Annotated in this window: 25 protein-coding genes; 13 read left to right on the top strand and 12 right to left on the bottom strand. The window is 69.8% G+C overall.

The features are described 5' to 3' along the window. Positions 1-28 precede the first annotated feature (28 nt). Positions 29-511 (bottom strand): Rv3235 family protein, encoded by a 483-nt coding sequence (locus tag IF64_RS0123015; RefSeq protein WP_145600424.1) that lies wholly within the window; start codon positions 509-511, stop codon positions 29-31. Between the two features lie 160 nt (positions 512-671). On the opposite strand from IF64_RS0123015, the gene IF64_RS0123010 reads away from it, so the two are divergent. Further along, a complete protein-coding gene (locus tag IF64_RS0123010; RefSeq protein WP_246134762.1) occupies positions 672-1,082 on the top strand; it encodes an HAD-IA family hydrolase in 411 nt (136 codons plus the stop codon). A 10-nt stretch (positions 1,083-1,092) separates the two neighbouring features. Here IF64_RS0123010 and IF64_RS0123005 read toward each other — a convergent pair whose 3' ends face one another. Beyond that, positions 1,093-1,890, bottom strand: a complete 798-nt coding sequence (locus IF64_RS0123005) for a TrmH family RNA methyltransferase (protein ID WP_030534263.1) — start codon at positions 1,888-1,890, stop codon at positions 1,093-1,095. Positions 1,891-1,941: 51 nt separating this feature from the next. Here IF64_RS0123005 and IF64_RS0123000 point away from each other — a divergent pair, with 51 nt between their 5' ends. The 3 genes from IF64_RS0123000 (at position 1,942) to pruA (ending at position 5,658) form a co-directional block, all read left to right on the top strand. After that, complete coding sequence (locus IF64_RS0123000) at positions 1,942-3,360, top strand: WS/DGAT/MGAT family O-acyltransferase (RefSeq protein WP_030534262.1); 1,419 nt, start codon at positions 1,942-1,944, stop codon at positions 3,358-3,360. Continuing rightward, positions 3,357-3,902 (top strand): DUF6912 family protein, encoded by a 546-nt coding sequence (locus tag IF64_RS0122995; protein WP_211252648.1) that lies wholly within the window; start codon positions 3,357-3,359, stop codon positions 3,900-3,902. The genes IF64_RS0123000 and IF64_RS0122995 overlap by 4 nt, the downstream gene beginning before the upstream one ends. A gap of 127 nt (positions 3,903-4,029) precedes the next feature. Beyond that, positions 4,030-5,658 carry an L-glutamate gamma-semialdehyde dehydrogenase gene (gene pruA / locus IF64_RS0122990; protein WP_030534260.1) on the top strand — a complete coding sequence of 543 codons (1,629 nt, stop codon included), beginning with the start codon at positions 4,030-4,032 and terminating at the stop codon, positions 5,656-5,658. Positions 5,659-5,793: 135 nt separating this feature from the next. Here pruA and IF64_RS0122985 read toward each other — a convergent pair whose 3' ends face one another. The 3 genes from IF64_RS0122985 to rsgA all read right to left on the bottom strand — a co-directional run bounded on the left by IF64_RS0122985 (position 5,794) and on the right by rsgA (position 8,852). After that, entirely contained in the window at positions 5,794-6,639 is an 846-nt protein-coding gene (locus tag IF64_RS0122985; RefSeq protein WP_030534259.1) for an SCO4651 family lipoprotein, read from the bottom strand. Between the two features lie 211 nt (positions 6,640-6,850). Continuing rightward, a complete protein-coding gene (locus IF64_RS0122980) occupies positions 6,851-7,705 on the bottom strand; it encodes an SCO4651 family lipoprotein (RefSeq protein ID WP_030534258.1) in 855 nt (284 codons plus the stop codon). Positions 7,706-7,856: 151 nt separating this feature from the next. Beyond that, positions 7,857-8,852 (bottom strand): ribosome small subunit-dependent GTPase A, encoded by a 996-nt coding sequence (gene rsgA, locus IF64_RS0122975; protein ID WP_030534257.1) that lies wholly within the window; start codon positions 8,850-8,852, stop codon positions 7,857-7,859. A gap of 178 nt (positions 8,853-9,030) precedes the next feature. On the opposite strand from rsgA, the gene IF64_RS0122970 reads away from it, so the two are divergent. Both IF64_RS0122970 and IF64_RS0122965 read left to right on the top strand, forming a co-directional pair. After that, the gene (locus tag IF64_RS0122970) at positions 9,031-9,864 is read left to right on the top strand and encodes an SOS response-associated peptidase (RefSeq protein ID WP_030534256.1); all 834 of its coding nucleotides are present in this window, start codon (positions 9,031-9,033) and stop codon (positions 9,862-9,864) included. Next, positions 9,861-10,475, top strand: a complete 615-nt coding sequence (locus IF64_RS0122965) for an alpha/beta hydrolase family protein (protein ID WP_030534255.1) — start codon at positions 9,861-9,863, stop codon at positions 10,473-10,475. Before IF64_RS0122970 ends, IF64_RS0122965 begins: the two co-directional genes overlap by 4 nt. A 35-nt stretch (positions 10,476-10,510) precedes the next feature. Here IF64_RS0122965 and ybaK read toward each other — a convergent pair whose 3' ends face one another. Further along, positions 10,511-10,987: a Cys-tRNA(Pro) deacylase gene (gene ybaK, locus IF64_RS0122960; protein ID WP_030534254.1), complete on the bottom strand. Its 477-nt coding sequence runs from the start codon at positions 10,985-10,987 to the stop codon at positions 10,511-10,513. A gap of 253 nt (positions 10,988-11,240) precedes the next feature. On the opposite strand from ybaK, the gene IF64_RS0122955 reads away from it, so the two are divergent. Next, positions 11,241-11,924 (top strand): sigma-70 family RNA polymerase sigma factor, encoded by a 684-nt coding sequence (locus IF64_RS0122955; RefSeq protein ID WP_425468480.1) that lies wholly within the window; start codon positions 11,241-11,243, stop codon positions 11,922-11,924. Beyond that, the gene (gene rsrA, locus IF64_RS0122950) at positions 11,921-12,280 is read left to right on the top strand and encodes a mycothiol system anti-sigma-R factor (protein WP_048807329.1); all 360 of its coding nucleotides are present in this window, start codon (positions 11,921-11,923) and stop codon (positions 12,278-12,280) included. Before IF64_RS0122955 ends, rsrA begins: the two co-directional genes overlap by 4 nt. A 114-nt stretch (positions 12,281-12,394) precedes the next feature. On the opposite strand, the gene IF64_RS28285 is transcribed toward rsrA, so the two are convergent. Next, entirely contained in the window at positions 12,395-12,469 is a 75-nt protein-coding gene (locus tag IF64_RS28285) for a 50S ribosomal protein bL37 (protein ID WP_369299110.1), read from the bottom strand. Positions 12,470-12,619: 150 nt separating this feature from the next. Here IF64_RS28285 and IF64_RS0122940 point away from each other — a divergent pair, with 150 nt between their 5' ends. Then, complete coding sequence (locus IF64_RS0122940; protein ID WP_030534251.1) at positions 12,620-14,104, top strand: sensor histidine kinase; 1,485 nt, start codon at positions 12,620-12,622, stop codon at positions 14,102-14,104. Between the two features lie 211 nt (positions 14,105-14,315). On the opposite strand, the gene IF64_RS0122935 is transcribed toward IF64_RS0122940, so the two are convergent. Then, the gene (locus IF64_RS0122935) at positions 14,316-14,570 is read right to left on the bottom strand and encodes a WhiB family transcriptional regulator (protein WP_030534250.1); all 255 of its coding nucleotides are present in this window, start codon (positions 14,568-14,570) and stop codon (positions 14,316-14,318) included. A 288-nt stretch (positions 14,571-14,858) separates the two neighbouring features. Next, the gene (locus tag IF64_RS0122930; RefSeq protein WP_030534249.1) at positions 14,859-15,878 is read right to left on the bottom strand and encodes a diacylglycerol/lipid kinase family protein; all 1,020 of its coding nucleotides are present in this window, start codon (positions 15,876-15,878) and stop codon (positions 14,859-14,861) included. 223 nt (positions 15,879-16,101) lie between these two features. Here IF64_RS0122930 and IF64_RS0122925 point away from each other — a divergent pair, with 223 nt between their 5' ends. Beyond that, on the top strand, positions 16,102-16,566 hold the full coding sequence (locus IF64_RS0122925) for a hypothetical protein (RefSeq protein ID WP_030534248.1): 465 nt from the start codon (positions 16,102-16,104) through the stop codon (positions 16,564-16,566). A gap of 41 nt (positions 16,567-16,607) precedes the next feature. On the opposite strand, the gene IF64_RS0122920 is transcribed toward IF64_RS0122925, so the two are convergent. After that, the gene (locus IF64_RS0122920; protein WP_030534247.1) at positions 16,608-17,084 is read right to left on the bottom strand and encodes a GNAT family N-acetyltransferase; all 477 of its coding nucleotides are present in this window, start codon (positions 17,082-17,084) and stop codon (positions 16,608-16,610) included. 26 nt (positions 17,085-17,110) lie between these two features. Beyond that, entirely contained in the window at positions 17,111-17,701 is a 591-nt protein-coding gene (locus IF64_RS0122915) for an acid phosphatase (RefSeq protein ID WP_030534246.1), read from the bottom strand. Between the two features lie 50 nt (positions 17,702-17,751). Here IF64_RS0122915 and IF64_RS0122910 point away from each other — a divergent pair, with 50 nt between their 5' ends. Together IF64_RS0122910 and IF64_RS0122905 are read left to right on the top strand one after the other, a co-directional pair. Continuing rightward, positions 17,752-18,246: a hotdog fold domain-containing protein gene (locus tag IF64_RS0122910; protein WP_051758100.1), complete on the top strand. Its 495-nt coding sequence runs from the start codon at positions 17,752-17,754 to the stop codon at positions 18,244-18,246. A gap of 171 nt (positions 18,247-18,417) precedes the next feature. After that, positions 18,418-20,034, top strand: a complete 1,617-nt coding sequence (locus tag IF64_RS0122905) for a GMC oxidoreductase (protein ID WP_030534244.1) — start codon at positions 18,418-18,420, stop codon at positions 20,032-20,034. 27 nt (positions 20,035-20,061) lie between these two features. Here IF64_RS0122905 and IF64_RS0122900 read toward each other — a convergent pair whose 3' ends face one another. Then, positions 20,062-20,673, bottom strand: coding sequence for a dTDP-4-dehydrorhamnose 3,5-epimerase family protein (locus tag IF64_RS0122900; protein WP_030534243.1), 612 nt, complete (start codon positions 20,671-20,673; stop codon positions 20,062-20,064). 342 nt (positions 20,674-21,015) lie between these two features. Here IF64_RS0122900 and IF64_RS0122895 point away from each other — a divergent pair, with 342 nt between their 5' ends. Further along, the gene (locus IF64_RS0122895; protein WP_030534242.1) at positions 21,016-22,182 is read left to right on the top strand and encodes an NAD(P)-dependent malic enzyme; all 1,167 of its coding nucleotides are present in this window, start codon (positions 21,016-21,018) and stop codon (positions 22,180-22,182) included. Positions 22,183-22,312 lie beyond the last annotated feature (130 nt).

Raw genomic sequence — 22,312 nt, 5'->3', positions numbered from 1 at the left:
GCCACGCGTCACCGTGGCCGCACCGCGCTCATCCTCCTGCGGGCGGTTCGAGCACCGAGAACTGTGCGCACCGCCAGCGGCGCGCGCGGCATTCGAAACGGGCGGTCACGGCCAGCAGTCTGGACTGCGCCCATGCGGTCGCCGCCACCTCGAGGGAATCGTCCGCGGTGCGGCACAGGTGCGCCGAGCGCAGGTGATAACGCGGCAGTTTCCGGCTTTTCTCGGCGCGAAGTCTGCTGCCCAGCGCCGGGGAGACCCGATCGCCGAGTTGTGCGACGGTCCGGTGTCCACTCCGGACTTCGAGTAGCGCGACGAGCAGGTGCTCGACCTGTGCTCGGGACAGGTCTTCGCGTGGCCTGCGTCCGGTCCGCTGGCCCGGAATGCCGAGCAGTAACCGTTCGACGGTCGCGGCCGGAAGAATCGGGCGACCGCCCACATCGGACCCGTCCGGGCGGTGCGGCTCGTAGTTCTCGAGCGTTCCGACGTCCGGACAATGGTGTTGAGTAATCATACTCAGCTCCCCCTCGTGTGTTTTTCCGCAGCACCGGCAACCGTTCCCGGTGTGCTCTTCCGTAGAGGTGGAAACAACGGTCCGCGGATTCATCGAATGTCCGATTTAACGGTTTCGGGTGAAATACTCGCCGAGTGGTCGCGCCGGTTACACTTGCCGGGTGTCGAACGAGTCCGGGACGTGGCCGGTGGCGGCGATCGTCGTCGACTATGCAGGAGTGCTCACCGACGTCGAGTCCGACCGGCTGTACGAGCTGCTCGACCGGGCACGGGACCGTGGCCTGCGGACGGCGCTGCTGTCCAACGCCGCGGGCGGTGGCTCCGTGCGCCGCAGGCTCTCCGGGTGGTTCGACGTGCTGGTCTTCTCCGGCGAGGTGGGTGTGGTCAAGCCGCAGCGGGAGATCTTCCTGCTCACGGCGGAGCGACTCGGCGTGCCGCCCGAGGCCTGCGTGTTCGTCGACGACGCTCCGGGCAACGTCACGGGCGCCGTCGCGGCCGGGATGGTCGGCGTCCGGCACACGTCCGTCCGGGACACCGTCGACGAGCTGACGGCCATGCTGCCCGGCCTGTGAGCCGGGCGGGCTACCCGGTCAGGCCGCGGCGCACCAGGTCGAAGCAGAGCACGGCCGCGGCGGCGGAGACGTTGAGCGATTCGACGTCGCCGGGCATGGGGATCGACAGCCAGCTCGCCACGTAGTTCGCGACCGTCGAGTCGACCCCGTCGGTCTCCCCGCCCAGGACGAACGCCGAGCGCGGCGGCGGATCGGCGTCGAACAGGGGCGTGACCCCGCTGTGTGCGGCGCCGGTCGAGGACGAGTCCTCCGAGCCGAGTGCGTACACCGTGTAACCCGATTCGGTGAGTTGTTCGACCGCGTCGAGGGCGGTGCCGCACCGCAGCAACGGCGCACGGAACGCCACGCCCGCGGAAGCCTTGATCACCAGCGGGTCCAGTGCTGCGACGCCGCGGCGCGGCACGACGATGCCGCCGAGTCCGGCGGCCGTGGCCGTCCGCAGGATCATGCCGACGTTGGCCGGCGTGGTGATGCCGTCGAGGACCAGCACCGGGGTGGGGACCGGTTGTTCGCCGAGCGCGTGGTCGAGCGGGCGCATGCGCGGTGCCACGACGTCGGCCAGCACTCCCTGGTCCTGTTTGCCGTTGCCGGCCAGCACCTTCACCCGGTGGGCGCTGGCGCGCTGCACCGGCACGCCCGCGTCCTGGGCGGCGCGCTGGATCTCGGCGGCCGCGGGGCCGCGCGCGACGTCGGCGAGAATCACCTTGTCGACATCGAGTTCGGGGTCGGCGAGCGCCTCGAGGACCGGTTTGCGGCCGTAGACGGTGAGGAACCGGTCCTTCGGCGACACTGCGGTTGGGTCCGTCACGGCCGTGAGTCTTCCACGCCCCGCCCAGGTCGTCTGTGCCAGGATCGACCCATGCTCGACCGCCTCTCGGCACTGGACGCCTCGTTCCTGAACGGGGAGCAGTCGTCGACCCCCATGCACGCAGGCAGTGTCGCCGTGCTCGAGCGCCCACGGGAGGGGTTCGGCTTCGAGGCCGTGATGGAGCTCGTCCGGCGGCGGCTCGACTACCTGCCCCGCTACCGGCGGCGGTTGCTGTCGGTGCCCGGGAACCTCGCGCGTCCGGTGTGGGTCGACGATGTCGATTTCGACCTGACCTACCACGTGCGCAGGTCCGCACTGCCCGCTCCCGGAACGGATCGGCAGCTGTTCGAGCTCGTCGCGCGGCTGATGCAGCGGCCACTGGATCGGGACCGCCCGCTGTGGGAGGCCTACTACATCGAAGGGCTCGACGGTGGCCGGGTCGCACTGGTGACGAAGACGCACCAGGCGCTGGTCGACGGTGTCCGCACGGTCGACCTCGCCCAGGTGCTGTTCGAGGACGCGGGCGAACGCAGGGACGACGGTACGGACGACGGTGCCGAGTGGACCCCGCGCAGGCAGCCGACGTGGCCGAGTCTCGTCGCAGGCGCCGTGGGCGAGGCCGCGTCGAGTCCCCGCGATCTGGTCGACAACATGCGTTTCCTCGCCGACGGGGTCGTCGCCGGGATCGGTCGTACCGCCCGGACCGCGGGCACCGCGATGTCCGTGGCCGGGGCGCTGCGCAGGTCGAGCCCCGCGCCGGCAGCCACCCGGCTCAACGCGCCGGTCTCCCGTGGCCGGGTGTTCGCCGGGGTGCGCACGGACCTGGAGGCGTTCCGGCGGGTTCGTGCGGCGCGCGACTGCACCGTCAACGACGTGATCTTCACCGTGCTCAGCGGAGCGCTGCGCCAGTGGCTCCAGTCTCGCGGCCACGTGCCCTCCACCGCCTCGGTGCGGGCGCTCGTGCCGACGGCGCTGCAGGCCGACGACGCCGAGTTCTCGCCGGCCGAGCTGACCACCAGCCACATCGCCGCCCACTACATCGATCTGCCCGTCGGCGAGCCGGATCCGGTGGTGCGCCTGCGGCACGTCAGTCACGCCATGTGCGAGCAGCTCCGCCCGACCCGGCCGGTGACCGCGCGTGCGATGGTGAGGATGGGCGGATTCGCGCCCGCGACAATGCACTCGATGGCGGCCAGGGTCGCCGGTGCCGCGCCGCGGGGCGGGTTCAACGTGTTGATCGCCAACACGCCGGGTCCTCAGGAGCCGTTGCAGGCGGGGTCGGCTCAGCTGTCGGCGATCTACCCGGTTCTGCCGTTGGCGAAGGACCAGTCGCTGGCCGTCGGCGTCACGTCCTACCGTGGCAGCGTCTACTTCGGACTGAACGGGGACCGGAAGGCCATGCACGACGTCGATGTCCTCGCGGAGACGATCGAGGAATCACTGGAAGAGCTGAGGGGTAGCACATGGTGAGGGTGTACGTGCCCGCCACGATCGGCATGCTGCGGCATCTGGTCGACGAAGGACACCTGACGCCGGTACGTGGAACGGCGTTCTCGCTGACCCCGGCGCTGCGTGAGGCGTACGTCAGCGGCTCGACCGAGGAACTGGAGTATGCCGCGCTGCTCGACGCGGCTCGCGCGTCGCTCCGGCTGCTCGGTGCGGGCGACGAGCCCGGCAGCGAGTCCGAGGGCCGTGAGTCAGAGGGCGCTGCGGAGAAGGAGCCACCCCGGCGGGTGGTCGTCGCCGCCGATCTCGAGGAGTCGGACGTGACCCCGCGGCCCGACCTCGACAGCGCCGTGGTGCGCGTCGCCGGGTCGATCACCATGGACGACATCGCGGCCGTGCACGTGGACGCGGCCGAGGCGGAGCAGGCCGTGCTCGCCGCAGCCGAGGCGATCGACAGGGCCGACCTGGGCGACCTCGACGCGGAGTTCGTCCTCGGGGATGCCGAGGACCACGAGCTCGCCTGGTATGCCCCGCAGGAACTGCCGTTCTTCCTCGAACTCATGTGACGGGCGAAGGCGCGGGCAGCTCGTCCGGATCCGCCCGCGTCGCTTCACCTCCCCTCCTGCGGCCGGCGGCGGCAGAATTGTCGGCGAAGCCGCCCACAAGGCAGGAGAGGAGACGGTCATGACGAGCATCGACGCCGTCACATCCGTACCGGTGCCGGCCAACGAGCCGGTGCACACCTACGCACCTGGCACCGCCGAGCGCGCGAGTCTGCAGCGCAGGCTGGCCGAGCTCGAGGGGGAGAAGGCCGAACTCACGCAGACCATCGGCGGACAGCAGCGCATGGCCGCAGGCGAGCGGTTCGACGTGGTGCAGCCGCACGACCACGCCCACGTGCTCGGCGTCAGCGCCCAGGCCACCCACCAGGACGTCGCCGACGCCGTCGCCGCCGCCCGCGACGCCGCGCGGGAGTGGAGCGAGCTGCCGTTCGACGAGCGCGCCGCGGTGTTCCTGCGCGCGGCCGACCTGCTGGCCGGTCCCTACCGCGACACCATCAACGCCGCGACGATGCTCGGCCAGTCGAAGTCGGTGCAGCAGGCCGAGATCGACGCCGCGTGCGAGCTGATCGACTTCCTGCGGTTCAACGTCCACTACGCCAGGCGGATCCTCGCCGAGCAGCCGAACTCCGTTCCCGGCGTGTGGAACCGGATGGACTATCGCCCCCTCGACGGTTTCGTCACGGCGATCACGCCGTTCAACTTCACCGCCATCGCGGGCAATCTGCCCAGCGCACCCGCGCTGATGGGCAACACCGTGGTGTGGAAGCCGACGCCGACCCAGCAGCTGGCCGCCCACCACACGATGCGGGTGTTCACCGAGGCCGGACTGCCGCCCGGCGTGATCAACCTGGTCACCGGGGACGGGCAGGCCGTCAGCGAGGTGGCCCTGACCGACCCGGGGTTCGCGGGGCTGCACTTCACCGGCTCGACGGCCACGTTCAAGAAGCTGTGGACGACGATCGCCGCGAACCTCGACACCTACGGCTGCTACCCGCGCATCGTGGGCGAGACCGGCGGCAAGGACTTCGTCGTGGCGCACGCGAGCGCGAACGCCGACAAGGTCGCCGCCGCGCTCGTGCGGGGCGCGTTCGAGTACCAGGGGCAGAAGTGTTCCGCGGCCTCGCGGGCCTACCTGCCGCGGTCGCTGTGGGAAGGCGGGCTGCGCGAGCGGATCGCCGACCTCACCCGCAGCGTCACCTTCGGCGACGTCACCGACCTGTCGAACTTCGGCGGCGCGGTGATCGACGCGCGGGCCTTCGCCAAGCACAGGGCGCTGCTGTCGACCGTCGAGTCCGACCCCGAGCTGGAGGTGCTCGTCGGCGGTGGCTGCGACGATTCGGTCGGCTACTTCGTCGACCCGACCGTGCTCGTCACGACCGATCCGCGGCACGAGGTGATGTCGACCGAGTACTTCGGCCCGATCGTCGCCGTGTACGTCTACGACGACGCCGACTACGACCGCGTGCTCGAGCTGTGCGACACGACCGCGGGGTACGGGCTCACCGGCGCGGTGTTCGCCGACGACCGGGCCGCCGTCGCAGCGGCCCACCGCGCACTGCGCCACGCGGCCGGCAACTTCTACGTCAACGACAAGCCGACGGGGTCGATCGTCGGCCAGCAGCCGTTCGGCGGCTCCCGCGGCTCGGGCACCAACGACAAGGCCGGGTCGATGTTCAACCTGCTGCGCTGGACGAGCCCCCGCGCGATCAAGGAGACGTTCGACGCGCCGACCACCATCGAGTACCCGCACATGGGATAGCCGTCCGAGAGACGACTGCCCCGAGATCACCGCCCCGAGGCCACGGCCCCGAGAACACGGCCCCGATACGACGGCCCCCGGAGACGACTGTGCCCCCGAGACGAGGTGGTCTCGGGGGCACAGGTCGCGGAAGCGTCAGTTGGGCAGGCCCGCCGGGGCGTCCTGCACCTGGTCCGCGGGCGGCTCCTCGATGTTCACCGGGGTGCCCCAGTCGCGGTAGTTCATCTCCATGGTCATGCCGCCTGCGGCCATCTGGTTCGCACCGCCGCCTGCCTGCTCCATGGCCTGCTTCATGAGCTCGCTCATGTCCATGGTCATCTTGATGGGCAGGTCCTCGCTGTTCAGCCAGACCTCCATCGGCACGTTCGCGTCCACGCCCTTGAGCTGCTCACCGGCGGCTCCGGTCAGCGCGCCCATCTCGTCGGCCATCTTCGCGAAGTCGAGGTCGATGGTGTAGTGCGTGGCCTGCTGGCCCTCGACGGTCGTCTCCTCGCTGTCGGTGATCTCACCGGCCTTCTTCGCGAACTCGAGGAGCTTCGTCGGGTCGTTCATCTCGGCAGCCTGGGCACCGCCCTGCTGACCGGTGAGCTCGCCGACGTCCATCTTCATGTACTGGCCGCCCTGGCCCATCTGCATGTACATGGTCTGGCCGATCATGATCGTCTCGACCTTCTGGCCACCCATGTCCATGGTCATCTTGACCTTCGGCTCGGCGGTGAACTCGCCCTCACCGTCGTAGGTGATCTGCTGCTGGCCCATCTTCATGACCATGTCGAACTTCGCGCTCTTCTTGTCCGACGTGTTCTGGGAGGCCGTGTCGGCGAGCTGACCGGCGTCCGAGAAGAGCTGACCGACGGCGCCGGCATCGCCGGAACCGTTGCCCCCGTTGCCGTTGCCGCCGTCGGCGCTGTCGTTGCCTCCGCAGCCGGACAGGACGAGCAGAAGTGCGGCCGCACCGGCGACCAACGATGTCTTTCGCATGAAATCCCCAAGTAGTTTTCCTGCGCGGACGGTACGACGCCGTCCGTCCGTGCATTCGATGTAGGGCACACCGTAGCGGTTCCGCGTGGCGACTCGACAGGGGATCGGCGTTTCCTCGACGGCGGGACGGAAACGGTGGAGGAAACACGGGAAAGGCCCGGAATCCGTTCGCCGGAATCCGGACCTTTCGCCGCGTGAATGGGGTCGTGGATCAGTTCGGCATGGCGCCGGTCGGCATCTCGCCGACCTGGTCGGCGGGCGGCTCCTCGATGTTCACCGGGGTGCCCCAGTCGCTGTAGGTCATCTCGATCTTGGCGTCGCCGGACATGCCGGAGGCGTTTCCGCCGGCCTCGGCCGCGGCCTGCTTCATGACTTCGCTCAGGTCCATCGTGATCTTGATGGGCAGCTGTTCGTCGTTCAACCAGACCTCCATGGGGAGGTCGCCGACCTTCTTCGCCATTTCCTGCGCATTGGCGCCGCCGGCCATTCCGCCGAGTTCGCCGGCCATCTTCTCGAAGTCGAGCGCAACCTTGTAGTGCGTGGCCTGCTGACCCTCGACGGTCGTTTCCTCGCTGTCGGTGATCTCGCCTGCCTTCTGGATGAACTCCATCATCTTGCTCGGGTCGTTGTACTCCATCATCTGGGAGCTCTGGTCGCCCGCGGTGAGACTTTGTTTCATCCAGGGCTTGTCGGCGCTGCCACCCATGCCCTGCGGCATCTTCATGTACATGGTGTCGCCGACCACGATGGAATCGATCTTCTGTCCCATCATGTCCATCGTCATCGACTGCTTGGAGTCGGCGCCGTCGTAGAGGCCCTCACCCTCGGCGGTCGCCTGCAGGCCCATCATGTTCATCGTCATCGTGAACTTGGCGGACTTCTTCTCGGACGTGTTCTGCGAGGCGGCGTCGGCCAGCGAGTTCGCGTCGCCGAACAGGTTGCCGACGACACCGGAACCCCCGTCGCCGTTGCCGCCACCGCCGCCATTGCTCGCGGTGTCGTCGCCGCTGCAGCCGGCGAGCAGGAGCAACGCCGCCGCGCCGGCGGCGAGAGCAGTCTTTCGCATGAGATCCCCTTGTCGGTGTCGTCCGCCCGTGAACGCGCGGCGAATCGTGTCGTCATGGTAGACGCCGGGGATCGGTGGGCGGTTCCGTCGCGCACGCGATCCGGGGCCACGGGCAGGTGAACTCGGCAGGGCAGCGGCGCCGTCGGCGAGGTCAGTCGGCCAGGCCCGCCCGCGAGGCCAGCAGCCGGCGCAGGGAGGCCAGGCGGGTGGCGGCCGAGGGCACGTCGTCGAGCACGCAGTCGGGATCCTCGGGTGGGCCGAGGTGGCCGCAGCCGGGTGGGCACTCCTCGGCGGCCTCGGCGAAACCGGCGAACGCGCCCACGATGTCGTCGGCGGTCACGTGCGCGAGGCCGAACGAACGCACGCCCGGCGTGTCGACCACCCAGCCGTCGTTGCCGGGCAGGGGCAGTGCGACGGCACTGACCGACGTGTGCCTGCCCTTGCCGACCGCGCTGACCTCGCCCGTCGCCAGCTCGGCGTCCGGGACGAGCCGGTTGACCAGTGTCGACTTGCCGACGCCGGAGTGTCCGACGAGCGCGGACACGCGGCCGGCCAGGCGGCCCAACAGGTCGTCGAGCGGTGCGTCGTGCCGCGTGACGACGGCGGGGACCTCCAGGTCGGCGTACTCGGCCAGCAGGTCGCCGGGGTCGGCGAGGTCGGCCTTGGTCAGGCACAGCACCGGGTCGAGCCCGCCGGTGTAGCAGGCGACCAGACAGCGGTCGATGAATCCGGTGCGCGGTGGCGGGTCGGCGAGCGCGGTGACGATGAGCAGCTGGTCGGCGTTGGCCACGACGACCCGTTCGTAGGGATCGGTGTCGTCGGCGGTGCGGCGCAGCACGCTCGCGCGCTCCTCGACCCGCACGATCCGGGCGAGCGTGTCCGGCTTGCCGCTGACGTCGCCGACCAGGTGCACGCGGTCGCCGACGACGATCGGGGTCCGGCCCAGCTCGCGGGCGCGCATCGCGGTCACGGCCCGGTCCGGGTCGGCCTCCACCGCGCACCGCCAACGGCCGCGGTCCACCGAGGTCACCATGGCGGGCACGGCGTCGGCGTGGCTCGGCCTGCGCTTGCTGCGCGGCCTGGTGCTCTTGCCCGGGCGCACGCGGACGTCACTCTCGTCGAGTTTGCGCCAGTCGCCGCGGGCCACGGACGTCCACCTCTCGTCACTGTCGCATTACCGTCGTCACGTGCGGGTTCCCGCGGCGGTGTGTGTTGCCGCGGGCCTGCCCTGCGGGTAATGATCCCTCATCGCGTTCGCCTCCGGCCGCACGCCCGTGCCAGGCTGGGGCGGAGGCGACCACGCCGACGAGCAGCAGGGAGACGCCATGTGCGGGCGTTACGCCGCGACGAAGAACCCGGCGGCGCTGATGGAGGAGTTCGAGGCGGCCGACGGCACGCAGGGCGGTGCGCCGACGGAGAACTACAACGTGGCGCCCACCAAGAACGTGGTGACCGTCGTCGAACGCCATCCGCGCGACGCGGAGGGCCAGGTGGACGAGGACGCGCCGGCCGAACGCGCCCTGCGCGTGATGCGCTGGGGACTCGTCCCGTTCTGGGCCAAGGACGCAGCCATCGGCAACCGCATGATCAACACGCGTGCGGAGACGGCCGCCGAGAAGCCCGCCTTCCGCAAGGCACTCGCCCGTCGGCGCTGCCTCGTGCCCGCCGACGGCTGGTACGAGTGGAAGGTCGGGCCCGTTCCCGGGGGCGGCTCGAAGAAGAAGGCGCCGAAGGAGCCGTTCTTCATGACCAGCGGGGACGGCTCGTCGTTGGCGTTCGCGGGCATCTGGGAGACCTGGCGCGACCCGAAGGGCGATCCCGACGCCCCGCCACTGGTCACCTGCTCGATCATCACGACCGAGGCACGCGGCCAGCTGACCGAGGTGCACGACCGGATGCCGCTGCTGATGACCCGCGAGAAGTGGCAGGACTGGCTCGACCCGGACCGCACCGACGCAACGTCGCTGCTGGAGCCGCCCGGGTTGGACGTGCTCGACGCGCTCGAACTGCGTCCCGTGTCGCCGCTGGTGAACAACGTGCGCAACAACGGGCCGCAGCTGCTCGAACGCGTCGAACCGCAGGCCCCGAACCTCGACACCCCGAATCTCGACGCCCCGGCGAGCGAGGGCGCGCTGTTCGACGTCCCGGACGCGCGATGACCACCGCCGAGATCGAGACTCCGCACGGCCCCGCTCGCGCGGAGCTGCACTGTGCCGACGAGGGCGTGGCCGGGCTGCTGCTCGGGCACGGCGCGGGCGGTGGGATCGACGCCCCCGATCTCGTCGCGGTGGCCGGGGCGGCGCGGGCGGCGGGCGTGCACGTGGCGCTCGTCGAGCAGCCCTACCGGGTCGCGGGGCGGAAGGCCCCCGCGCCTGCGAAACAGCTGGACGCGGCGTGGCTGGCCGTGGTCGAGGAGCTGTCCGGCCGCTGGTTCGAGGGCCTGCCGCTGGTCTTCGGAGGCAGGTCGTCGGGCGCGCGGGTGGCGTGCCGGACCGCGGACGAGGGGCAGGCCGATGCCGTGTTGTGCCTGGCCTTCCCCGAGCACCCACCCGGTAAGCCGGAGAAGTCGCGGCAGCCCGAACTCGACGGCGTGCCGGTGCCGACGCTGGTCGTGCAGGGGGAGCGGGACCCGTTCGGCAGGCCCGAACCGGGACCGCACCGGGAGATCGTCACGGTGGCAGGCGACCACGGCCTGAAGGCCGACCTCGACGGCGTCGCCCGCGCGGCGGGCGAATGGCTCGGCAGGGTGATCCGTCCGCTGACGTCCTGACCCGCGCGTCTCGCGTCCTCCCCCGCGCGGGTGGATCAGGATGCGATGGGCGCCACAGTCGCCGAGGTCAGGTCCACGAGGTCGGCGGGGGCGAGTTCGATCTCCAGACCACGACGCCCACCGGAGACGAGCACGGCCGGGAACGCCTCCGCGGAGACGTCGACGACGAGTGGCAACCGCGACCGGTGACCGAGCGGCGAGATGCCGCCCACGACGTATCCGGTCGCGCGCTGGGCCTCGGCGGGGTCGGCGAGTTTGGCCTTCTTGCCGCCGACCGCGGAGGCCAGCGCCTTGAGATCGAGTTGGCCCGTGACCGGCACGACGCCGACGGTGAGCTTGCCGTCGACCGCCGCGACCAACGTCTTGAACACGCGCTCCGGCGCGACGTCGAGGGCCTCGGCCGCTTCGAGGCCGTACGACTCGTGCCGCGGATCGTGCTCGTAGGTGCGAAGCGTGTGCGCGATCTTGTGCTTGGTCAGCAGCGCCGTCGCCGGAGTGCCCTTGCCTGCCATGCGCTGCAGGCTAACGGGGCGTGACCGGCGGCGGGCGAAGGGCGGGAATACCCGATCAGGGGTCGTCGTTGCAGGTGGTGTGCCGACGATTCTGACCAGACCCGAGGGCGCTCGAGGCGTACCCTCGGAGGAGACATACGTGCCGTCGGTGGCGGGTAGCCGAGACCGGCGTAACGACGACCGGCGTGACACCGCCACGCGTGACGACCTCACGCGTGTCGCACACCTGGCCACCGATCTGGAAGGGAACGGTTTGCCGAGCACGCAGAACTCTGCACAGCCCGCAACCGCCGAGACAGCCGAGGACACCGCCCCCACCGGCGAGACAGCCGTGGAGGAGCAGCCCGAGGTCGAGCAGGAGCGCATCGCCCGCTTCGAACGGGACGCCATGCCGCTCATCGACCAGCTGTACTCGGCCGCGTTGCGCATGACGCGGAACCCCGCGGACGCCGAGGACCTCGTGCAGGAGACCTACCTCAAGGCGTACTCGGCGTTCTCGTCGTTCAAGAAGGGCACCAACCTCAAGGCCTGGCTGTACCGGATCCTGACCAACACGTTCATCAACGGCTACCGCAAGCGGCAGCGGCAGCCGGTGCAGCAGCCCACCGAGGAGATCACCGACTGGCAGATCGCCCAGGCGGAGAGCCACACCTCGAGCGGCCTGCGGTCGGCCGAGGTCGAGGCGATGGACAAGCTGCCCGACACCGACGTGAAGGCCGCCCTGCAGCAGTTGCCGGAGGACTTCCGCCTCGCGGTCTACCTGGCCGACGTCGAGGGCTTCGCCTACAAGGAGATTGCCGAGATCATGGACACGCCGATCGGCACCGTGATGTCGCGTCTGCACCGTGGCCGGAGCCAACTGCGGAGCCTGCTTGCCGATGTCGCCACGGAACGTGGTTTCATCCGCTCCGCGACGCGGGAGGTGGCGGGCCGATGAGCACCCTGGAACAGCCTGAGCACAAGCCGGAACACGAGCGTCAGGGACGCGACGTGTGCTGCGACGAGGCGCTCGCCGAGATCTACCTGCTCCTGGACCGCGAGTGCAGCCAGGAGCGCGACGCCGAGCTGCGCAAGCACATCGAGGACTGCCCGCCGTGCCTCGAGGAGTACGGCATCGACGACCAGATCAAGCAGCTGCTGCACCGCAAGTGCGGTGGCGACCAGGCACCGGTCGACCTCAAGGAACGACTGCGCGCCTCGATCCGCAAGACCGTCGAGGAACGCGGTGGCGTGCGGTTCAGCGAGACCGAGCTGACCATCGAACAGGTCCGCGGGCGCTCCGACGGCACGTGACGCGGGCGGTGGTGACGTTCACCTGATCCCGGCATGAGAAGACCCCGGCGACTTCCTCGGAAGTGCCGGGGTCTTGCCGTAACGCCTGAGGGGCCGCCCGCGGCGGCCGGGTTCTCAGGTGTTGGGCTTCTTGCCGTGATTCGCCTTGTTCTTCTTGCGATCGCGGCGCTTACGTGCACGCTTCGACATGATCATTCCTCCATGACTTGCTGACCCAAGTGTCGCATGCGCCCGACCGCCGACGGTGGCCCGGTATCGGCTCGGCACGTGGGAGTATTGCGGAGCGGATCACGACCGGATCCGCGTCGATTCCTGACGAGGTGCGGTGGTCGATAACCGATGTCCACACTTGCGGAGCTGCTCGCCGACAACACCGGGCTTCCCGGAGAGGCCGTCGACCACCTGCAACTGGTGGTGGCCGAATGGCAGTTGCTGGCCGACCTGTCGTTCGCCGACTTCCTCATGTGGGTGCCGGTGGCAGGAGGCGAGGGTGACTTCGTCTGTGTGGCGCAGGTCCGGCCGACGACGGGGCCGACGGCGCACCCCGAGGACGTGGTGGGGACGCGGTTCACCTCGGAGGAACACCCGCAGCTGGCGCGTGCCGCCCGTGAGCTGCGGCTGTGCCGCGAGGAGGAACCGCACTGGTACAACGACCTGCCGATGCGCAGGGAGGCGATCCCGGTGCGGTTCGGCGACCGGGCGATCGCGGTGCTGAGCCGCGATTCGAACCTCGCCTCGCCGCGCGTGCCCAGCCCCCTCGAGATCGCCTACCTGGGCAGTGCGGCCGACCTGTGCCAGATGATCGCCGACGGCACGTATCCGAGCCCGGACGGCGGCACCGACGTGCACACGAGCCCGCGCGTCGGCGACGGTCTGATCCGGGTCGACCAGCACGGCACGGTCGTGTTCGCCAGTCCGAACGGCCAGTCGGTCTACCACCGCATGGGCTACGAGTCGGAACTCGTCGGAGCCAGACTGGCGCCGTTGACCCGCTCGCTGATCCGGGATCCGTTCGACGCGACCGAGATCTCCCATCGGATCCTCGACGCGATCGCGGGCAAGCCGAGCAGCCGGGCCGAGGCGGAGTCGCGTCGGGGCGCCGTGGCGCTGTTCCGCGCGCTTCCGCTGCGACCGGCGGGGCGGCCCGCCGGGGCGCTGGTGCTGGCCAGGGACGTGACCGAGGTCAAGCGTCGCGACCGGGCGTTGATGTCGAAGGACGCGACGATCCGCGAGATCCACCACCGCGTGAAGAACAACCTGCAGACGGTGGCGGCCCTGCTGCGCCTGCAGTCGCGGCGCACGCCCAGTGGGGAGGCGCGGCAGGCGCTGAGCGAGTCGGTGCGGCGGGTGTCGTCGATCGCGATGGTGCACGAGGCGTTGTCGATGTCGGTCGACGAGCGGGTCGACCTGGACAAGCTGTTCGACAACGTGCTGCCGATGGTCGGCGAGGTCGCCACGGCCGAGGCGCAGGTGAAGCTGTCCCGCAGCGGTTCGTTCGGCATCGTGGCGGCCGAGATCGCCACGCCGTTGGTGATGGTCGTCGCCGAGCTGGTGCAGAACGCCGTCGAGCACGCGTTCGCGCCCGGCAAGTCCGGTGACGTGGAAATCGCGGTGGAACGTTCCGCAGGGCGGCTCGACATTCTCATCCGCGACGACGGACGCGGACTGCCCGCAGGATTCTCGTTGGAACGCGCCGACGGTCTGGGTCTGCAGATCGCACGGACGCTCGTGGAATCGGAGCTGCGCGGTTCGTTGTCGTTGCGCGGAGGCCGAAGTGGCGGCACCGAAGCGACGTTGCGCGTTCCGTTGAATCGACGCGGCTGACGGCGGCCGCGTCGATTCAACGGTATCGGGGTTCGGACACACCACGAAAACGGCTCCGGACACGAATCTCCGGACGCGAATCTCCCCGGACACGCTTGAGGGCCGGCACCCGAATCGGGATGCCGGCCCTCAAACCTTTTGCCTCGGCCCCAGTTATGGATTCACGCCGTTTCCGGGCAAAAGGCAGGTTGTGTTGCCTGCTGTGAACGGCTCAGGCGTTGCTGTGCTGGCCGATCTGCGCGCGGCGACGCTTGAGCGCACGGCGCTCGTCCTCGTCCATGCCGCCCCACACGCCGGCGTCCTGGCCGCTGGCCAGGGCCCAAGCGAGGCAGTCGGCGGCGACGGTGCAGCGGTGGCACACGGCCTTGGCTGCGGTGACCTGGGACAGAGCGGGGCCGCTCGTTCCCACGGGGAAGAACAGTTCCGGGTCCTCGTCCCGGCAGGCTGCGCGGTGGCGCCAGTCCATCGTTGAGCTCCTTCGAAAGACGCGGGGGTACCGCGCCAACGTCGTCTTGGCGGTCGTTTTTTGGGGTGCTTGTGAATGCTTTCACGAGTCCCCGGCTTCGACAAGTGTTTTCGACGGATCGGTGAGTCAGGTCACCTGCCCGAAACGCCGATCTGACCTGCGGCTTTACCTCTCGGCAACGCCATCCGTCGATCGAACTTTGCGGCGAGTGGAGCCTCTGCGTCGATGAGCGGCAACACCGGGTTTGCCGGAGGTGATCAGCTGCTGCTGTTCACCGCCCGCGATCAGTCATACCGCGACGGTGAGCGCCTGCGGGACGCTCCGGAACTCCACCCTGGTGCGTCTTCCGACCAGGTCTCCGTCGACCTGAAAGTGTACGGGCTTTTCGGAACTCACGCAGACGAATGACAGATCGTCCCTGCGCACGAGGTTCTTCCCGCGGTGCTTGCCGCGGTGGAGTGCCTGGTTCAGGTGGCGCAGCACGGTCGCCAGTCCCATCCGGCGCAGGGCGAACAGGCCGAGTCCGGTGTCGAACGAGCACTCGGTGTTGAGGTGCACCGGGCGCGGACCGAGATAGCTCCACGGATCGGTGTTGGACACGAACACCGTGCGGGTGTCCACGGCTTCGTCGCCGGGGATCTCGACGCTGAGCGCGGGCCTGCCGCGCGGAGGCCGCAGATAGGCGGACACGGCCGTTCTGGCGTAGAGGGAGGGGCTGGTGCGTTTGCCACGTTTGGCATCGACGCCGGCCACGACGTCGGCGTCCCATCCGAGGCCCGCGTTGAACGTGAACCACCGGCCGTCGGCGTTGCCGAGTCCGACGCGCCTGCGTGCACCCGTCTCGACCGCGTGCAGCAGGCGATGGGTCGCCTCGACGGGGTCGCGGGGGAGTCCGAGTGCGCGCGCGAACACGTTCGCCGATCCGCCGGGGACGACGCCGAGCATCGGCACGGCCCGATCGGCCGCCTGCGCACCGACCGGACGCAGCGCGCCGTCGGCGGAGGGCCGGCCTGCGCTCTCCGTGGAGCCGCCGCCGGACCCGCCGGTGGCGCTGTCGTCCACGGGGCGGCCGTCCATGAGGCCGTTGACGACCTCGTTGACGGTGCCGTCCCCGCCGTGGGCCACGACGAGACCGACGTCACCGAGCTCGCCACGCGCGGCCGCCCGCGCGACGGTCATCGCGTGGCCGCGATGCTCGGTCTCGACCACCTCGAGCTTGACCTGGCTCGCCAGGGCGTGCGCGAGAACGTCACGCCCGCCCTGTGAGGTGGCGGTGGCCTGCGGATTCACGACGAGTACTGCGCGCACTCGTCCAGACTAGGTGAACCGTCAGCCCGCTCTTCTCGTTGTTGCCTCCCGCTCGCTCGGCGAACGCATCACTTCCGCCGTGACGAGTGCACCCCGGACGACCACCGGCTCATCGACGACACCTGAATCCTTGCCCCAACGCCGGGCGGCGGAAAACGGCCGTCCGGGTGGCATACCATCGGAAGCGTTCACGCACGGTCACGTCCGAGGGGAAGGCCCGCCCGTGGCGCTCGCCGACAAGATCTCTCCCGCGCCCCGCGAAGTCCGCTACGCGGGGTTGCTGACGGCGCTGCCCGGGCTCGGGCTCATCGTGATCGCCCTGGTGCTCGCCTTCACCGGAACCAGCCGTGACCTGCTCGCGGAGGTGAGCTACTACGTCGTGCTGGGCGCCGGCGTGCTGGCCTGCGCGGCGGGACTGCTGCTCGGCAAGACGTGGGCGCGTTCGCCCTCGCTGGTCGTTGCGCTGATCCTGATCGGCGTCGGCTGGTACGCCGCGGGGCCGTCCGACCAGGCAGGCTACGGCGTGCCGATCATGATCGCGGGCGTCGTGGTGATCGTGCTGCTGTTCCGCAGGGATTCGCGTGCCTGGGCACTCGGCCAGCGTCCGGACGAGACCGAGGAGGAGGCCGCGCGCCGCGGCGGCATGTCCGGACGTGCGGCCGAGCGTGAGCGCGGCGAACGGGACTGAACCGATCGGATGCTCCCGCGACGCCGACGTCGACGCCGACGTCAGCGTGCGTCGCCCGCCAGTGCGCGCAGCGGCTCGTCGGTGAGCCGGTAGACGGTCCACTCGTCCATCGCCTCGGCGTCGAGCGACTCGTAGAACTTCCGCGCGGGGTTCCAGTTGAGCACCCACCATTCGAGGCGGGCGTACCCGCGGTCGACGCATTCGGCGGCCAGCGTGGCCAGCAGTGCCTTGCCGAGACCGGAACCGCGGTGCTCCGGCAGGACGAACAGGTCCTCGAGGTAGATGCCGTGCACGCCGCGCCAGGTGGAGAAGTTGAGGAACCACAGCGCGAATCCGACGACCGTGCCCTCCACCTCGGCCACGTGCCCGTACAGCGCAGGCGCGTCGGCGAACAGCGCGGCGTGCAGCTGCTCGGACGTCAGGTGGCACTCGTCCGGTGCCTTCTCGTACTCGGCGAGCGCGTGGACGAGATCGACGACGGCGTCGACGTCGTCGGGACGGACTCTGCGGATGCTCATGCGGTCATGATCGCACCGGGGTGTGGTCAGGCAGGCGGAACGTTCAGGTGCCGGATCTGCGGTGCGCCTCGCTCGTGGCCGAGCACCGAGATGCTCGCCGGGTCGACGCGGAACCGTTCGCCGAAAGGCACGTCGAGGCCGAGCCATCGGGCGATGAGCACGCGGCTGAAGTGACCGTGGCCGACGAGGACGACGTCGCCGTCGGACAGCGCGGCGCGGGCCCGTTCGAGTACGCGGTCGGCGCGCTCGCCCACCTGCTGTGGGGTCTCACCGCCCGGCGCGCCGTCGGTCCACAGTGACCAGTCGGGAACGGTTCGGTGGATCTCGTCGGTGGTGACGCCCTCGTAGTCGCCGTAGTCCCATTCGGCGAGATCGCCGGACTGTTCGTCGACGGGGATGCCCGCCAGCTCGGCGGTGCGGCGGGCGCGCACCCTGGGACTGGTGAGCACGAGCGCGGGGTCGGTGCCGCGGTGCAACACGGCGTAGGTGCGGCCGGCGGCGTGTGCCTGACGCTCGCCGACGCCGGTCAGGGGGACGTCGGTGTGACTCGTGTGCTTGCCCGTGGCCGACCACTCGGTCTGGCCGTGCCGGATGAGGAGAAGCGTGTGTTCGGACACGGGTGCACCGTATCCGCCCACAGTTGTTACTGGCGGGTAATGTCACCGGTATGAGTTCTGTGGATGCGGCGAGCACGGCCGTGAACGCGACGTATGCGATGTGGCGGAAGCTGTCGGGCTCGACGCTCGGCCGTGGGCTGTTCTCCACCGCGATGTGCCTGAAGGTGCCGTACTTCCGCACGGTGCTGCCTGCGGTGCGGGACATGCGGCCGGGTCGCTGCGAGGTGGCCGCACCGAAGTGGTGGGGCGTGCACAACCATCTCGGCACCTTTCACGCGATCGCGGCGTGCAATCTCGCCGAGATCGCCATGGGCATGCTCGCCGAGGCGACCGTGCCCACCACCCACCGGTGGATTCCGAAAGGGATGTCGGTGTCCTACGTGGCCAAGGCGAAGACGTCGCTGACGGCCGTGGCGGAGTTGCCTGAGCTGCCCGAGCTCGCCGAGTCGGGCACCGAGGTCGTCGTACCGGTCGTGGTCCGGGACCGCGAGGGGACCGTCGTGGTCACCGCCGACATCACCGTCTGGATCACGCCCAGGAGCTGACACCCGGCTGACACCCGGGACTGGCATCCGGCTGGCACCCGGGGATTGACACCCGGCGGCAGTTGTTGGCGCTGCGTCATTAAGCCTACCGGGTGATCTTGGGCCGCAGATGTGAATATTTCTCGCGTCAGTGGTTGTTTCGTGGTCGGCGCCACGTCAGCATTCCCGGCCATGACACAGCTGTCCCGCAGGAAGTTCCTCGGTTACGCCGCACTCGGCTCGGCGGCCGCGTACGGGTCGACCACCATCGCGGCCCCGTCGGCGCGTGCCGCGGGTGCTTCCGGGCTTCCCGACTTCGCGCCCGCCGTGGTCATCGGCACCGGATACGGCGCCGCGGTCACGGCGCTGCGGCTCGGCGAGGCGGGCATTCCGACGGTGATGCTCGAGATGGGGCAGCTGTGGGACACGCCCACCGCGGACGGTTCCGTGTTCTCGCCGATGCTCTCGCCCGATCGGCGCTCCATGTGGCTCAAGGACCGCACCGAGATGCCGCTCGCGTCGTTCCTGTGGATCGACATCGACCGTCGCATCGAGCGGTACACGGGTGTGCTCGACCGCGTGCACTACGGCGACATGTCCGTCTACGTCGGACGCGGTGTGGGCGGGGGATCGCTCGTCAACGGCGCGATGGCGGTGACTCCGCGGCGTTCGTACTTCGAGGAGATCCTGCCCGCCGTCGACGCCGACGAGATGTACGGCACCTACTTCCCCAGGGCTAACCACAACCTCGGCGTCAACGAGGTCGACCGGGACTGGTTCGAGGAATGCGACTCGTACCAGTACGCGCGCCTGTCCAGGAAGCACGCAGAGAAGGCCGGATACCGCACGACGTTCGTGCCCAGCGTCTACGACTTCGACTACATGCGCCGCGAGGAGGCGGGCGAGGTGCCCCGCTCGGCGCTGTCGGCCGAGGTCATCTTCGGCAACAACCACGGCAAGCGGTCGCTGGACAAGACCTACCTCGCCGCGGCGCTGGGCACCGGGAACGTGACGATCAAGACGCTCCAGGAGGTGCGCGACATCCGGCGCGGCGCCGACGGCACGTACCGGTTGACCGTGCGCGAACTCGACGAGACCGGCGGCACCGTGGCGCGTAGGGAGATGGGCGCGCGGTATCTGTTCCTCGGCGCGGGCAGCATCGGTTCGACCGAGTTGCTGGTGCGGGCCAGGGACACCGGCACGTTGCCCGATCTCGGCGAGCAGGTCGGGCAGGGCTGGGGCCCGAACGGCAACGTCATGGTGGGACGCGCCAACCACGCGTGGGACCTCACCGGCGCCACGCAGTCCGGCATGCCCGCGCTCGGCATCGACGCGTGGGACGACCCGGACAACCCCGTGTTCGCCGAGATCGCCCCGATGCCGGCCGGACTCGAGCTCTGGGCCAGCCTCTACCTGGCGATCACCAAGAACCCCGAACGCGGGCACTTCACGTACGACCCGACCACCGACGCCGCGAAACTGCACTGGACCGCCGAGCAGGGCCGGCCGTCGATCGACTCCGCGAAGGTCCACTTCGACCGGATCAACGGGGTCAACAACACGGTGTACCGGCACGATCTGTTCGGTGACACCCGCACGTTCGAGAACCGGTTCACCTACCACCCGCTCGGCGGCGCGGTGCTGGGCGAGGCGACGGACCTGTACGGCAGGGTCAAGGGCTACGACAACCTGTACGTCACCGACGGTTCGCTCATTCCCGGCAGCACCGGGGTCAATCCGTTCGTGACGATCACCGCGCTGGCCGAACGCAACGTCGAACGGGTGCTGGCCGAGGACATCCGCGGCTGACACCGCGGCGAGGGTGTGCTCGGTCGATCACGCCCGGGAGGACGCCCGCAGTCGCTCGTAGTGGGCGAGGCAGTCCGCGTAGTCGGGAAGAAGGCCGTCGGCGCGTGCCTGCGCCACCGACGGGGCCGCGCGGTCCTTGTCCGACAGCACGAACTCGAGGTCGCCGGGCCACGGCAGGCCGAGTTCGGGGTCGAACGGGTCGACACCGTGTTCGGCGGGCGGGTTGTACGACGTCGAGCACAGGTACGACATCACCGTGTCGTCCTCGAGCGCGACGAACGCGTGGCCCAGACCCTCCGGGATGTACACGCCGCGGTAGGTCTCGCTGTCGAGGCGTACCGAGTCCCACGTGCCGAACGTGGGCGAGCCGACGCGCAGGTCCACGACCACGTCGAGCAGCGCGCCCTTCGGGCAGTAGACGTACTTCGCCTGACCGGGTGGGACGTCGGTGAAGTGCACGCCGCGGACGGTGCCTCGCCGCGACACGCTGTGGTTGGTCTGCGCCACCGTCAGCGGATGGCCGACGGCGTCGACGAACGCCGGCTCCTGGAAGGGCGCCGTGAACAGGCCCCGGTGGTCGGGGAAGACGGGCGGGGTGAACTCGACGGCATCGGGAACAGCCAGCGTGCGGGCGTGCATGCCCGGATCATATGGGGCGGCGGACGAGGCCTCCGCGGTGGCGTGCAGCTCCTCCGGCGACGCGCCGGTCTGCGACCCAAGCCGGACGTCCGTCTTGCTATTAGGTGCTTGACCTGCGAAAACAGGGACAAATCTGTGATCCGGACCGCACCGGACACGCTGAGTGCGCGAAGAGATGTCACACTGGTGCGACCGCCGCGTCCGCGGCTACGCCTGACCAAGGGCCTTGACGGACACCTTGCCGGCAGACGGTGCTACCGCGCCGAATCGCCGGGAGCAAGGAGCCCAGCACCAACGGGACGTGCCCGTTGGCCCCTCCCTTTTTCAGCCCTGGAGATAGACGTGTCCCAAGCTCAGGTGAGCGACGACGACATCTTCGGCGGACACGAGGGCGGCAAGCTCTCCGTGTCGGCCACCCGCCCCATCACGCAGGCCCGTGACCTGTCCATCGCCTACACCCCCGGGGTAGCGAAGGTCAGCCGCGCCATCGAGCAGGAGCCTGCTCTCGCGAAGCGGTACACGTGGGCGGACCGGCTCGTGGCGGTGGTCAGCGACGGATCGGCGGTACTCGGACTCGGCGACATCGGCGCGAGCGCGTCGTTGCCGGTCATGGAGGGCAAGTCGGTTCTGTTCAAGACCTTCGCCGGGCTGGACTCGATTCCGCTCGTGCTGGAGACCTCCGACGTCGACGAGATCGTCGAGACGCTCGTCCGCCTGCGTCCCTCGTTCGGCGCGGTGAACCTGGAGGACGTCTCGGCGCCGCGGTGCTTCGAGCTCGAGGCGAAGCTCAAGGACGCGCTCGACTGCCCGGTCATGCACGACGACCAGCACGGCACGGCCATCGTGATGCTCGCCGCACTGCGCGGCGCGAACCTGGTGACCGGGCGCGACATCGGCGACCAGCGGGTGGTGATCTCCGGCGCGGGCGCCGCAGGCGTCGCGTGCACGAAGATCCTGCAGGCCGCCGGGGTAGGCGACGTGACGGTGCTCGACTCGCGCGGCATCATCCACGAGGGCCGCGACAACCTGAACGACGTCAAACGGGACCTGGCGGCGACCACGAACAAGGCCGGTCTGCGCGGAGGGCTGGCCGACGCCATGGCCGGCGCCGACGTGTTCATCGGCCTCTCGAGCGCGACCATCGACGAGAACCTGCTCGCGACCATGGCGCCCGAGCCCATCGTGTTCGCACTGTCCAATCCGGACCCCGAGGTGCACCCGGAGACCGCGGCCAAGTACGCGGCGGTCGTGGCCACCGGGCGGAGCGACTTCCCGAACCAGATCAACAACGTGCTGGCGTTCCCCGGTGTGTTCCGCGGTGCGCTCGACGCCGGTGCGCGGGCGATCACGGAGAACATGAAGCTCGCCGCCGCGGAGGCGATCGTGTCCGCGGCAGCCGACGAGCTGTCGGCGGACCGCATCGTGCCGAGCCCGCTCGACCCACGCGTCGCCGAGGAGGTCGCCACCGCCGTGGCGAAGGCCGCCGAGGACGACGGCGTCGTGGGCTGACGTAACAACCCAGCGGTGCCCCCGAGGACAAGGCGGTTTCTAGCGATCCCCGCAACACCCTGTTCTTCAGGGAGTTGCGGGGATCGTGTCGTTTGAGGAGTTGAAGGAAGCTTTCTTCGTAGCGCTGGAC

It is taken from the genome of Prauserella rugosa (assembly GCF_000719975.1).
Classification (GTDB): Bacteria; Actinomycetota; Actinomycetes; order Mycobacteriales; family Pseudonocardiaceae; genus Prauserella; species Prauserella rugosa.
Note: the sequence above shows the minus strand (reverse complement) of the source record. Positions and strands in the feature narration are given on the sequence as shown.